The organism is Streptomyces sp. NPDC058239, from assembly GCF_042882185.1.
In the GTDB taxonomy this organism is placed as follows: domain Bacteria; phylum Actinomycetota; class Actinomycetes; order Streptomycetales; family Streptomycetaceae; genus Streptomyces.
Genome location: NZ_JBHVWS010000034.1, coordinates 1 through 14124 on the forward strand (window position 1 = coordinate 1; position 14124 = coordinate 14124).

Genomic DNA, 14124 nt, shown 5'->3' on the forward strand with positions numbered 1-14124 from the left:
ACTGCAGGGGGGACCCTGTGGGAGAGTAGGACGCCGCCGAACTCCTTTTACGGGAAAGCCCCGTGCCCTTGTGGCACGGGGCTTTTCTGCGTTCACCCCACGCGTGCGGCTGGCCGGCTCGGACGAGGCAGGCCGGGCCACGCATGCGTCGTGGTGAGAGGGGCGGCGGGGTCCGGTGAGAGTCCGTCAGAATCTTGTGCGGTCAGTGGTTCTGAGTACCCCTGAGTTCAGGGTATGCTTTACCTCGTTGCCACAGCGCAGCAGGCCCCAATAGCTCAGTCGGTAGAGCGTCTCCATGGTAAGGAGAAGGTCTGCGGTTCGATTCCGCATTGGGGCTCAGGCAAGACGAAAGGCCCCCGCCACTCGGCGGGGGCCTTTCGCATGTTCCGTCGATCAGTTCGTTGGCGCATCGCAGCGACGAGAAGTAGAACGCGGCGGTGTCGAGGTGGTTCATGCCGAGCTCGATCGCACGTCGGAGCGTGCTGATGGACTGTTCGGCTCTGAAGTCATGGGCCAGAACGGTTCGAAGCCTTCGGCCCGATGAAGTGCGGTCAGGTGATGGGCGGTTCAGGGACGCGCATGGCGAGGATGGCCATGTCGTCGGAGGCAGGCTCGGCTGCGAAGCGTTCGACCGCCCGCAGAATGCGTGCTGCCACCGCGCCGGCCGTGAGGCCGGTACAGGTGGCCAGAACGTCCGCCAGACCGTCGTCGCCGAGCATGCGGGTGCCCTCACGGCGTTCCGTGACGCCGTCGGTCACGCACAGCAGGACATCGCCCGGAGCGAGGGTCACCGTCTGCTCGTACAGTTCGAGGTCCTCGATGACGCCCAGCAGGGGCTGAGGTTCGGCCGCTGACTCCACCGAGCCGTCCTGGCGCAGGCGCAACGGCAGCGGGTGCCCCGCGCAGACCACCTTCAGGAGCGCGCTGCCGTCCTCCTGGGGCCACAGCTCCCCGTACAGGAGGGTCAGGAAGCGGCTGCGGGCGCCTTCGTCCAGGATGGCGGCGTTGAGGCGTTCCAGAACGGCCGGGCCGCCGAAGCCTTCGCGGGCGAGGAGGCGCAGGGCGTGGCGGGCGAGGCCCGTGACGGCCGCGGCCTCCGGGCCCGTACCGCAGACGTCACCGATGGCGAAGCCGTAGGCGCCGTCGCGGATCGGGAAGACGTCGTAGAAGTCGCCGCCGACCTCGTTGCCCTCGCCCGCCGCGCGGTAGATGACCTCGATCTCGACATTGGGGACCTCGGGCAGTCCCGGCGGCAGCAGGCTGCGCTGCAGGGACTGGCTGATCGCCATACGCTCCGAGTAGAGGCGGGCGTTGTCGAGGGCGAGGGCGGCGCGGCGGGAGAGGTCCTCGGCCAGTTCCAGGATCTCCTGGCGGAAGTGGTCGTCGGAAGGCTTCCCGAGCGTGAGCATGCCGATGACGCGGTTTCGGGCGACGAGTGGCAGGACCACCGTCTCCCCGCCCACCGCGGCCGCGGTGGCGAGCGTCGTACGGATGCCGGAGCCGAGCCCGCCGGGTTCGCCGAGGCCGAGCGTACGCATCGAGGTGCGCAGGGCTGACTGGTGGGCGGCCTCCGACGGGGCCGCCCAGACACGGGCACCTGGGGTCGGCACGGGGTCCGGAGGAGCGATCTTGGAGAGCAGGGCCTTGAGGCCGTCGATGAGCTCCTCGTCCTCGTGCAGCACATAGGAGAGATACGGCTCCGAGGACTGGTCCGCGATCGTGTAGACGGCGCACCATGTGGCCAGGGTGGGGACCGTCATCTGGGCCATCAGCGCCAGGGTCTGGTCCCGGTCGAGGGTGCCCGCGAGCAGGTCGGAGGCCTCGACGAGGAAGGAGAGTGAACCGCGGCGCAGTCGTTCCAGCTCACCCAGGCGGGCCGATTCGACGGCCAGCGCAATGCGGTCCGCGGCGAACTGGAGGCGTAGAGCCTCCTCGTTGGAATAGCGGCCTGCTGATTCCGCGGCGACACCCAGCGAGCCCGTGAGGCGACCCTCGACCTTCAGCGGGACGGTGACGACGGAGCGCATCCCCGTGCCGCCGAGCAGGGGGACGGCGCCGGGCACGTTGTCGAGGTCTTCGTGGACGGCGGGCATCCGGGCGGAGCCGTATCGTCCGGTACCGGCCTCCACCGGAACCCGGGCGAAGCGCTGGCGGGCGGAGGGCAGGCCGGTCGTGGCCCGTACCTCCAGTTCCGTTTCGTCGTCCGTCGCCAGCAGCAGGAAGGCCGAATCGGCGTCGAGCATGTCGCGTGCCCGCTCGACCGTGCGCTGCAGCAGGCCGTCGAGGTCGTCGGGGGCGGGGGAGCCGATGAAGATTTCGAACGGGTCCGTCTTGTGGCTCTCGGCGTTCGCGTCGGAGACCGGTGTGCGCACCGGGGACTGGAGCACGGCACGTTCGTAGTCGCGGACGAGCAGACAGACTGTGGACGGTTCGCCGTGGGTGTCGCGGACCCGGAGATGCGAGGCGTAGACGGGGATGGTGCGGCCGTCGGCGCCCCGGATTCCGTAACTGCCCTCCCAGCGCGAGAGCTGCAGCGCGTCCACGATGCCGGTGTTGGTGCCGGGTGTCTGCGGCCAGGCGGTGAAGTCGGTGAGTTGCTTACCGGTGACCTGCTCCGCGGCGTGTCCGAAGAGGAACGCGGCGTCCTCGTTCCAGGCGGCGATGGAACCGGTGCTGTCGATCTGGACGACGGCCACCCGCACGCGCTCGTCGGCGACCGGGAGCAGGCCGACCGGGAGCAGGGGGCCGGCGGAGCGGATTCCCACCGGGCGCTCGGGAAGATCGAGCTGGAACCAGACATGTTTATGGGTGGGCGAATACTCGACGCCCCACCGGGAAGCGAGCGCTGCGCAGAGCAGCAGTCCGCGGCCGTTCTCACGGTCGGGGCTGCCGAAGTCCAGACCTGTGCTCTGGAGGGGGATCTCGCGTTCGGGGTAGTGGTCGGAGACCTCGATCCGGACGCCGTTCTCCGTGCGCAGGCACAGCACGTCCGCGGCGGTGCCTGCGTGCACCACCGCGTTGGTCACGAGCTCGCTGGTGAGGACGACGGCGTCGTCGACGACATCCGTGTACCCCCACCCCTGGAGAGTGTCACGGACAAAGGCGCGGGCGGTCGCGACGGAGCGCCCGACCGGGTCGAAGGTGGCAGCCGCGCGCGCGGTGATCACAGCACTCCCCATATGGTGTCTCGTCGCTTCCCCGAGTCCTGTGCCCGTTTCTCGCCGCTTCGATTCGCCTGCCAGGCTAGACGCTCGGTCTCGGTGCCGGGTACACGAGGGCCGACTTCGGGCAGGAACGACCAGGAACAGACATGTGACCGGACAAGTTCGGGCTTCCCAACAGGGTGATGTGGGACAACCGTTGGAGGCTGCACCCCGATTGGTTCGGGCCTGGTACGTTTCAACGATTTGACGTCCGCATGGTCACCCGTCGACGGTGGGCTGTGGCGGTGAGCCAATGAGGAACTGGGCAAGCTCCCAGATAAGGCCCGAGCGATACGGTCAACCCCTGCGGGAGGGATCACGGTGGAGTCTGGCGTGGCGGCGCGGGGAACAGGCACGCGCACAAAAGGCGGACAGTCCGTGAAAAAGCAGCGCAATGGAACCATCGACGTCGACGCGGCAGCGCTCAACAGACTGTTGGCAGGCCTGGTGGCGATGCGTGACGGGAACTTCCGCAGGCGCCTGACCGTCTCGGGCGACGGCGTGATGGCGGAGATTGCGGCAGTCTTCAATGAAGTCGCCGACCGGAATCTCCATCTCACCGGCGAACTGGCCCGGGTGCGGAGGGTGGTCGGACGTGAGGGGAAACTCACCGAGCGGCTGGAGACGGGCGCCTGCGAGGGCTCCTGGGCCGCCGCGATCGACGCCTCCAACGAGCTGGTCGACGATCTGGCACGCCCGGTCTCGGAGGTCGGGCGGGTGCTGTCGGCGGTGGCCGACGGTGATCTCGAACAGCGGATGGAGCTTCGGTCGCACACGGCCGACGAGACCGTACGGCCGCTGCGCGGCGAGTTCCTGAAGGTCGCCCGTACGGTCAACAACCTGGTCGACCAGTTGTCGGCGTTCACCGAGCAGGTGACACGGGTCGCGGTCGAGGTGGGTACCGAGGGCAAGCTGGGCGGGCAGGCCCAGGTGCGCGGAATGTCCGGTTCATGGAAGGACCTCACGGACTCCGTCAACACCATGGCGTACCGGCTGACCGCGCAGGTGCGGGACATCGCGCTGGTGACGACGGCGGTCGCCAAGGGCGATCTGTCGCGGAAGGTCACTGTCCATGTGGCCGGCGAGATGCTTCAGCTCAAGAACACCGTCAACACGATGGTCGACCAGCTGTCGTCGTTCTCCTCCGAGGTGACCCGGGTCGCCCGCGAGGTGGGCACGGAGGGCGAGCTGGGCGGGCAGGCGACCGTGCCCGGTGTGGCCGGGGTTTGGAAGGACCTCACCGACTCCGTCAACACGATGGCCGGGAATCTGACCTCCCAGGTGCGAGGGATCGCCGAGGTGACGACCGCGGTCGCCAATGGTGACCTGTCCCAGAAGGTCACTGTGAGCGCCCGCGGCGAGGTCGCACAGCTCGCCGAGACCATCAATCAGATGACCGAGACACTGCGGACCTTCGCCGACGAAGTGACCCGAGTGGCCAGCGAGGTCGGTGGCGAGGGGCTGCTGGGCGGTCAGGCGCAGGTGCCGGGAGCGGCGGGGACCTGGAAGGACCTCACCGACTCGGTGAACACGGTCTTCCGGAACCTGACGACTCAGGTGCGCGACATCGCGCAGGTGACCACGGCGGTGGCCAGCGGCGACATGACGCAGAAGGTCACCGTCGATGTGGCCGGCGAGATGCTGGAGCTGAAGAACACCGTCAACACGATGGTGGACCAGCTCCAGTCCTTCGGTTCGGAAGTGACCCGGGTGGCCCGGGAGGTCGGCGTCGAGGGCCGGCTGGGCGGTCAGGCCGAGGTGCCGGGGGCGGCGGGGACCTGGAAGGACCTCACGGACTCGGTGAACACGGCGTTCCGGAACCTTACGGGGCAGGTGCGCGACATCGCGCAGGTGACGACCGCGGTCGCCAACGGTGACCTCTCGCAGAAGGTCACCGTCGATGTCGCGGGCGAGATGCTGGAGCTGAAGAACACCGTCAACACGATGGTGGCGCAGCTGTCGTCCTTCGCCGACCAGGTCACGCGGATGGCGCGTGACGTGGGCACGGAGGGCCGCCTCGGTGGCCAGGCGCGGGTAGACGGCGTTTCCGGTACGTGGAAGGAGCTCACCGACTCCGTCAACTTCATGGCGGGGAATCTGACCTCCCAGGTACGCCAGATCGCGCAGGTGACCACGGCGGTGGCACGGGGCGACCTGTCGCAGAAGATCGATGTTGACGCGCGCGGCGAGATCCTGGAGCTGAAGAACACCATCAACACGATGGTCGACCAGCTCTCGGCCTTCGCCGAGCAGGTGACCCGGGTCGCCCGCGAGGTGGGCACCGACGGACGGCTCGGCGGGCAGGCACAGGTGCCCGGCGTGGCCGGTGTGTGGCGTGATCTGACCGATTCGGTCAACGGCATGGCGGGAAACCTCACCGCTCAGGTCCGTAACATCGCGCAGGTCGCCACCGCGGTGGCGCGCGGTGACCTGTCGCAGAAGATCGATGTTGACGCGCGCGGCGAGATCCTGGAGCTGAAGAACACCCTCAACACGATGGTGGACCAGCTCTCGAACTTCGCCGAGCAGGTGACGCGGGTCGCCCGTGAAGTGGGTACGGAAGGCATCCTCGGCGGTCAGGCCGAGGTGCAGGGGGTGTCCGGTACGTGGAAGGACCTCACCCAGTCCGTCAACGGCATGGCCAACAACCTGACCCTGCAGGTCCGTAACATCGCCGAGGTCACCACAGCGGTCGCCAAGGGCGATCTCTCCAAGAAGATCACGGTCGACGCCAAGGGCGAGATCCTCGAACTGGTCACGACCGTCAACACCATGGTCGACCAACTGCTCAACTTCGCCGACGAGGTGACGCGGGTCGCCCGCGAGGTGGGTACCGAGGGCATCCTGGGCGGTCAGGCCCGGGTGCGTGGTGCGACCGGTATCTGGAAGGACCTCAGTGACAACGTCAACCTGATGGCCAACAACCTGACCAGTCAGGTACGGAACATCTCCCGGGTCTCGTCCGCGGTCGCCAACGGCGATCTGACGAAGAAGGTCACCGTCGAGGCGCGCGGCGAGGTCGCCGAGCTCGCCGACACCGTCAACACGATGGTGACGACGCTGTCCTCGTTCGCCGACGAGGTGACGCGGGTCGCCCGAGAGGTGGGCACGGAAGGTGAGCTGGGCGGCCAGGCACGTGTTCCGGGCGTCTCCGGTACGTGGAAGGACCTCACCGAGTCCGTGAACTCGATGGCGTCCAATCTGACCGGGCAGGTGCGCCAGATCGCCACGGTCACCACGGCCATCGCCAAGGGCGACCTCACCAAGAAGATCGACATCGACGCGCGCGGTGAGATCCAGGAGCTGAAGAACACCATCAACACGATGGTCGACCAGCTGTCCTCGTTCGCCGAGCAGGTGACCCGGGTCGCCCGCGAGGTGGGCACGGAGGGGCAGCTGGGCGGCCAGGCACGGGTCCGGGACGTCGACGGCACCTGGCGCGACCTCACCGAGTCCGTGAACGAGATGGCCGGCAACCTCACCCGTCAGGTGCGGGCCATCGCGGCCGTCGCCACCGCGGTGACCCGCGGCGATCTCAACCTCAAGATCGATGTGGATGCGGCCGGCGAGATCCAGGCCCTGCAGGACAACATCAATACGATGATCGCCAATCTGCGTGACACCACGGCCACCAACAAGGAGCAGGACTGGCTGAAGGGCAATCTCGCCCGGATCTCCGGTCTGATGCAGGGGCGGCGCGATCTCGACGACGTGGCCTCGCTGATCATGAGCGAGCTGACCCCGGTCGTCTCCGCGCAGCACGGTGCGTTCTTCCTGGCCATGCCGACCGGTGACACCGATGCGGTGGGATCGGACAGCGACAAGGACAGCTCGTACGAACTCCGTATGAGGGGCAGCTACGGATATTCGGCGGGATCGATGCCGACATCCTTCCGGCCCGGTGAGACGCTCATCGGCACAGCGGCGGAGGAGAAGCGGACCATCCAGGTGGACAATGTTCCGCCGGGTTATCTGAAGATTTCCTCCGGGCTCGGTGAGGCACCGCCCGCGCATGTGATCGTGCTGCCGGTGCTCTTCGAGGGGAAGGTTCTCGGTGTGATCGAGCTGGCCTCCTTCCAGCCGTTCACCCATATCCAGAGGGACTTCCTCAATCAGCTCGCCGAGATGATCGCGACGAGCGTCAACACCATCAGCGTCAATACGAAGACCGAGAAGCTCCTTGAGCAGTCGCAGGAGCTGACAGAGCAATTGCGGGACCGTTCACAGGAGCTGGAGAACCGGCAGAAGGCACTTCAGGCCTCCAACGCCGAACTGGAGGAGAAGGCCGAGCTGCTGGCCCAGCAGAACCGCGACATCGAGGTCAAGAACACCGAGATCGAGGACGCCCGGCAGGTCCTGGAGGAGCGCGCCGAGCAGCTCGCGGTCTCGATGCGTTACAAGTCGGAGTTTCTGGCGAACATGTCGCACGAGTTGCGTACCCCGCTCAACTCGCTGCTCATTCTGGCCAAGTTGCTCGCGGACAACGCCGAGGGCAATCTCTCGCCGAAGCAGGTGGAGTTCGCCGAGACGATCCATGGAGCCGGTTCCGATCTGCTTCAGCTGATCAATGACATCCTCGATCTGACGAAGGTCGAGGCGGGCAAGATGGACGTCAGCCCGACCCGGATCGCACTTGTCCAGCTGGTCGACTATGTGGAGGCGACATTCCGGCCGCTCACCGCGGAGAAGGGGCTCGATTTCTCCGTACGGGTCTCGCCGGAGCTGCCCGCGACACTGCACACGGACGAGCAGCGGCTGCTCCAGGTGCTGCGCAATCTCCTTTCCAACGCGGTGAAGTTCACCGACAGCGGGGCGGTCGAGCTGGTGATCCGGCACGCCAACGAGGATGTGCCGAACGCCATCCGCGAGCAGCTCCTGGAGGCCGGCTCGCTGCGTGACGCCGATGCCGATCTGATCGCCTTCTCGGTCACCGACACCGGTATCGGGATCGCGTCCAGCAAGATGCTGGTGATCTTCGAGGCGTTCAAGCAAGCGGACGGTACGACCAGTCGCAAGTACGGCGGTACGGGGCTCGGCCTGTCCATCAGCCGGGAGATCGCCCGGCTGCTGGGCGGCGAGATCCACGCGGCGAGCGAGCCGGGCCGCGGTTCGACGTTCACGCTCTATCTGCCGCTGCACCCGAGCGAGTTGCCGCCGCAGGGCTATCCGCAGATCGGTCCTGGGCCCATCGAGGTACACGGCGCCGCAGTCGAGGAAGGTCTGCTTCCGGAGGCCGGTCCGGGCGCCGACTCGGCGGCCACCGTGCACGATTCGGCGGGTGCCGCCGGGCTGATGCGGCGTCGCCGCAAGGCCCTGGGGAGCGCGGAGCGGCGGCCCGCGCTGCCGTCCCGCGCCGCCGCCCCGGCTGCACCGCAGGAGCCGTGGACGCTTGCCGGGCAGGAGGAACCGGAGGTCCGCAGGACCTTCCGGTTCCACGGCGAGAAGGTGCTGATCGTCGACGACGACATCCGTAACGTCTTCGCGCTCACCAGCGTGCTGGAGCAGTACGGTCTTTCGGTCCTGTACGCGGAGAACGGACGTGTGGGCATCGAAGTCCTGGAACAGCACGACGATGTGACGGTCGTACTGATGGACATCATGATGCCGGAGATGGACGGCTATGCCACGACGGCGGCGATCCGTAGGATGCCGCAGTTCGCCGGGCTGCCGATCGTCGCGCTGACCGCGAAGGCCATGAAGGGCGATCGGGAGAAGGCGATCGAATCCGGCGCTTCCGACTATGTCACCAAGCCTGTCGATCCCGATCATCTTCTTTCTGTTATGGAGGAGTGGATGCGCGGAGAGTGATCATTAATTGAAAGAATCGCGATGAGTTGATGAGCGGCTGTGCTCGCAGGGGTGTGAGAAGGCGCTGTACGGGGAACCTTCTGGTCTCCCACCGCGTTTCTGTTGTGTGCACAGTGACATCGCGGTGACAGGGTGTGGTGACGGGCGGGGTGCGGCTACCATGACCGGCACAAGGACGGACGGCGTAAGGGAGTCGTCCCCTGGGGCGGCGCCCGGTGCAATTCCGGGGCGAGGAGGACGGGCCATGGTACAGAAGGCCAAGATCCTCCTGGTCGATGACCGGCCGGAGAATCTGCTGGCGCTGGAGGCCATCCTCTCTGCGCTCGATCAGACACTGGTACGGGCATCGTCAGGGGAGGAAGCGCTCAAAGCGCTGCTCACGGACGACTTTGCGGTCATTCTGCTGGACGTCCAGATGCCGGGCATGGACGGTTTCGAGACCGCCGCGCACATCAAGCGGCGGGAACGGACCAGGGACATCCCGATCATCTTCCTCACCGCGATCAATCACGGTCCGCATCACACCTTCAGGGGTTACGCGGCGGGCGCGGTGGACTACATCTCGAAGCCGTTCGACCCATGGGTGCTGCGGGCCAAGGTTTCGGTCTTCGTCGAGCTCTACATGAAGAACTGCAAGCTGCGCGAGCAGGCGGCGCTGCTGCGGCTCCAGCTGGAGGGCGATGCCAACGGCAGCGCGGGCCACGAGAATGAGCCCGCAGGGCTGCTGGCCGAGCTCTCGGCGCGGCTCGCGGCCGTCGAGGAGCAGGCCGAAGCGCTCTCCAAGCAGCTCGACGACGAGTCGGCGGACGCCGCGGCCGTGGCCACCGCCGCCCATCTGGAACGCAAGCTGACCGGCCTGCGCCGGGCACTCGACGCGCTGGAGCCCGGCACCGGCAGCGGCGCGGCAGCCCTTCCCTCGTAGCGCCGTACTGCCCCGCACTCCATGGCGGGGAGCGGTCCAGCGGTACGACCTCAGGTCGAGGAACGGGCGGTTGTCAGGACGCTCGGCCCAACTGCCCTGCCGTCTCGGCCGTTCGACGGTTCGGCGGCAGGGGCGTCCAGCGGCGCGGCGGCGTGAGGACACGTCAGTTTCCTGCCTCTGTACAGCGACACGGTCGGGTGAAGCGGCAGGCACACGTGTTCACGGCCGTCGACACCGGTAACCTCGGCATCATGGCCTCACGTACGTCCGGCAAGGGTTCCCAGGGCACGGCGGGCACCGCGAAGCGCGTCGGCCGTACCGCGGGGCCGGCCAAGAAAGCCGCGCCCGCGAAGAAGACCGCCGCGAAGAAGACCGCGCCCGCGAAGAAGGCCACCGCCAAGAAGGCGGTGGCCAAGAAGGCGGCCGCGCCCAAACCGGCACCGTCGCCCACCGGCGGTGTGTACCGCCTGGCGCGCGCCGTCTGGCTCGGTGCGGCTCACGCCGTCGGCGCGATGTTCCGTGGCATAGGGCGCGGCGCCAAGGGACTCGATCCCGCGCACCGCAAGGACGGCATCGCGCTGCTGTTGCTCGGTCTCGCGCTGGTCGTCGCCGCGGGCACCTGGTCGAATCTGCGCGGGCCCGTCGGAGACCTCGTCGAGATGCTCGTCACCGGAGCCTTCGGCCGGCTCGATCTGCTCGTACCGATACTGCTCGGTGCCATCGCCGTACGGCTGATCCTCTACCCGGAGAAGCCCGAGGCCAACGGCCGCATCGTCATCGGGCTCTCCGCCCTGGTCATCGGGGTGCTCGGACAGGTCCACATCGCGTGCGGATCGCCCGGCCGGGGCGATGGCACCACGGCGATGCAGGACGCGGGCGGACTCATCGGCTGGGCGGCCTCCAAACCGCTGGTCTACACGATGGGCGAGGTCCTCGCCGTACCGCTGCTGCTGCTGCTCACCGTCTTCGGACTGCTGGTCGTCACCGCCACCCCGGTGAACGCCATTCCGCAACGGCTCCGGCTGCTCGGCACCAAGCTGGGCATCCTCGACCCGGTGTACGACCCCGACGCGGAAGAGGAGAGCGACGACGAGCGCTACGACGAGCAGTGGCGCGAGGCGCTGCCCGCCCGCTCCCGCCGCTCCTCCGCACGCCGCCCCGAAGCGCCCGCGGAGTATGACCCCGACCAGGCGGAGGCCGACGCGCTCTCCAAGCGCCGCAGGCCGCGCAGGCCCTCCGGGCAGCCCACGATGAACCGCGCCATGGACGCGGTGGATGTCGCGGCCGCCGCGGCCGCCGCGCTCGACGGGGCCGTGCTCAACGGCATGCCGCCCTCACCGATCGTCGCCGACCTCACCCAGGGCGTCTCCGTCGAGCGCGAACGCCCAGGCACGCCGGTGCCGGGCGCCAGGGAGGGGGAACCCGTCGGCGGGGGAGGGAAGCCGGAGAAGGGGGCGGTGCCCTCGGGCGGCGTACCCGATCTGACGAAGCCCGCGCCCGACCGGTCGCAGTCCCAGCCGTTGCCCGCCCGCGCCGAACAGCTGCAGCTCTCCGGCGACATCACGTACTCACTGCCCTCGCTCGACCTGCTGGAACGCGGCGGGCCCGGCAAGACCCGCAGCGCCGCCAACGACGCGATCGTCGCGTCCCTGACGAACGTCTTCACCGAGTTCAAGGTCGACGCCGCCGTCACCGGCTTCACCCGCGGACCCACGGTCACGCGGTACGAGGTGGAGCTCGGTCCCGCGGTGAAGGTCGAGCGGATCACGGCGCTCGCCAAGAACATCGCGTACGCAGTCGCCAGTCCCGACGTCCGGATCATCTCCCCGATCCCTGGCAAGTCGGCGGTCGGCATCGAGATCCCCAACACCGACCGGGAGATGGTCAACCTCGGCGATGTGCTGCGCCTCGCGGACGCCGCCGAGGACGACCATCCGATGCTGGTCGCGCTCGGCAAGGACGTCGAGGGCGGATATGTGATGGCCAACCTGGCGAAGATGCCGCACGTGCTGGTGGCCGGTGCGACCGGTTCCGGCAAGTCGTCCTGCATCAACTGTCTGATCACCTCGGTCATGGTGCGGGCGACGCCGGACGACGTACGGATGGTGCTGGTCGACCCCAAGCGGGTCGAGCTGACCGCGTACGAGGGCATCCCGCACCTGATCACGCCGATCATCACCAATCCCAAGCGTGCCGCCGAGGCCCTCCAGTGGGTCGTGCGGGAGATGGACCTCCGGTACGACGACCTCGCCGCGTTCGGGTACCGGCACATCGACGATTTCAACCAGGCCGTCCGCAACGGCAAGGTCAAGCCGCCGGAGGGCAGTGAGCGCGAGCTCTCGCCGTACCCGTATCTGCTGGTGATCGTCGACGAGCTGGCCGACCTGATGATGGTTGCTCCCCGTGATGTGGAGGACGCCATCGTCCGTATCACCCAGCTGGCCCGCGCTGCCGGTATCCACCTGGTGCTTGCGACCCAGCGGCCCTCGGTCGACGTCGTCACCGGTCTGATCAAGGCGAATGTGCCCTCCCGGCTCGCCTTCGCGACGTCTTCGTTGGCCGACAGCCGAGTCATCCTCGACCAGCCCGGCGCCGAGAAGCTCATCGGAAAGGGTGACGGTCTGTTCCTGCCGATGGGGGCCAACAAGCCCACCCGTATGCAGGGTGCCTTCGTCACCGAGGACGAGGTCGCGGCAATCGTCCAGCACTGCAAGGATCAGATGGCGCCGGTCTTCCGCGAGGACGTGGTGGTCGGCACCGCCAAGAAGAAGGAGATCGACGAGGACATCGGCGACGACCTGGATCTGCTCTGCCAGGCCGCCGAACTGGTCGTCTCCACCCAGTTCGGGTCCACCTCGATGCTTCAGCGCAAGCTGCGGGTCGGCTTCGCCAAGGCCGGCCGGCTGATGGACCTGATGGAGTCGAGGAACATCGTCGGGCCGAGCGAGGGATCCAAGGCGCGCGACGTCATGGTGAAACCGGACGAGTTGGACGGGGTGTTGGCACTGATCCGCGGGGAAACCGCTTCGTAGGTGAAGTACGGGCAACCGTTTCGTCGGGTCGTACGTCAAGTTGAAGGGAGGGGCGGCAAGATTGTCCTTCTCGGGGTGGCCCAGAGAATCGGACGGCGTTCGAGTCTGATGGCGTACAAAGTCCTTCCTCCCGGTTGCCCCACCCTTTCGTACCCCCCCTAGACTGAACACCCAGCAGGTGGCTCACGCTCGAAAGGCGCCCCCGTGTCCATCGGCAACTCCCCCGAAGACGACCGGCCTTCGATCGGTCGAGTGCTCCAGCAGGCTCGTATCGCCGCAGGTCTCACGGTCGAAGAGATCAGTTCGTCCACCCGGGTGCGCATCCCCATCGTGCACGCGATCGAAGAGGACGACTTCTCCCGCTGTGGCGGCGACGTGTATGCGCGCGGCCATATCCGTACCTTGGCGCGTGCCGTCGGGGCCGATCCGGAATCGCTGGTTTCGCAGTACGACGCCGAGCACGGCGGCCGTCCCGCACCCACGCCCGCGGCGCCGCTGTTCGAGGCCGAGAGAATCCGTTCCGAACCCCGTCGGCCCAACTGGACGGCGGCCATGGTCGCCGCGATCGTCGCTGTCGTCGGATTCGTCGGCTTCACCTTCTTCAAGGGCGGCGACGACAGCTCCACGACCACACAGGTCGCGGAGGGCTCGACGCCCAACACGAAGAGCCCCAAGCCGAAGACCAACAAGCCCGTCGACCCCAAGCCGCAGCCCTCCGACAGTGCCATCGCCGCGGCACCCAGGGACAAGGTGACGGTGAAGCTCAGCGCCAGCCAGGGCAAGAGCTGGATCTCCGCCAAGGACCACAACGGGCGGCTGCTCTTCGACGGGCTGCTGCTGCAGGGCCAGTCCAAGACCTTCCAGGACCAGGAGCGGGTCGACCTCGTCCTCGGTGACGCCGGTGCCATCGAGCTCTTTGTGAACGGCAAGAAGGTCGAGGACAAGTTCCAGCCGGGCCAGGTCGAGCGGCTCTCGTACACGAAGGGCGACCCGGCGGTCGGCTGACCCATCCACGCACGGTTTCCCAAGCGGCATCAGCAACACGGCGAGGGCCCCGGAAAACAGCGGGGGGGGCGCCGTGTTTTTGACTAGGTGTGAGGGGGGAGACCGGGACCGGACGGGGCGTGGCGGGACCAAGTAGTGGTGTTGCCAAGCCCGC

Annotated in this window: 5 protein-coding genes, 1 tRNA gene and 1 pseudogene; 5 read left to right on the forward strand and 2 right to left on the reverse strand. The window is 67.6% G+C overall.

All coding sequences use genetic code 11. The annotated features are described in order from the left end of the window. Window positions 1-264 precede the first annotated feature (264 nt). Window positions 265-337, forward strand: a tRNA-Thr gene (locus ACFVYE_RS29735). Between the two features lie 51 nt (window positions 338-388). On the opposite strand, the pseudogene ACFVYE_RS29740 reads toward ACFVYE_RS29735, so the two are convergent. Both ACFVYE_RS29740 and ACFVYE_RS29745 read right to left on the reverse strand, forming a co-directional pair. Beyond that, window positions 389-517: pseudogene (locus ACFVYE_RS29740) on the reverse strand (aldo/keto reductase); the annotation flags it as partial. A 34-nt stretch (window positions 518-551) separates the two neighbouring features. Then, complete coding sequence (locus tag ACFVYE_RS29745) at window positions 552-3167, reverse strand: SpoIIE family protein phosphatase (RefSeq protein ID WP_383976039.1); 2616 nt, start codon at window positions 3165-3167, stop codon at window positions 552-554. A gap of 414 nt (window positions 3168-3581) precedes the next feature. On the opposite strand from ACFVYE_RS29745, the gene ACFVYE_RS29750 reads away from it, so the two are divergent. The 4 genes from ACFVYE_RS29750 to ACFVYE_RS29765 all read left to right on the forward strand — a co-directional run bounded on the left by ACFVYE_RS29750 (window position 3582) and on the right by ACFVYE_RS29765 (window position 13970). After that, window positions 3582-9011, forward strand: coding sequence for a HAMP domain-containing protein (locus ACFVYE_RS29750; RefSeq protein WP_383976038.1), 5430 nt, complete (start codon window positions 3582-3584; stop codon window positions 9009-9011). A gap of 244 nt (window positions 9012-9255) precedes the next feature. Continuing rightward, a complete protein-coding gene (locus tag ACFVYE_RS29755) occupies window positions 9256-9933 on the forward strand; it encodes a two-component system response regulator (RefSeq protein WP_383976036.1) in 678 nt (225 codons plus the stop codon). Window positions 9934-10184: 251 nt separating this feature from the next. Next, complete coding sequence (locus ACFVYE_RS29760; RefSeq protein ID WP_383976034.1) at window positions 10185-12965, forward strand: DNA translocase FtsK; 2781 nt, start codon at window positions 10185-10187, stop codon at window positions 12963-12965. A gap of 204 nt (window positions 12966-13169) precedes the next feature. Continuing rightward, window positions 13170-13970 carry a helix-turn-helix domain-containing protein gene (locus tag ACFVYE_RS29765; RefSeq protein ID WP_383976032.1) on the forward strand — a complete coding sequence of 267 codons (801 nt, stop codon included), beginning with the start codon at window positions 13170-13172 and terminating at the stop codon, window positions 13968-13970. The last annotated feature ends 154 nt before the right edge of the window (window positions 13971-14124 follow it).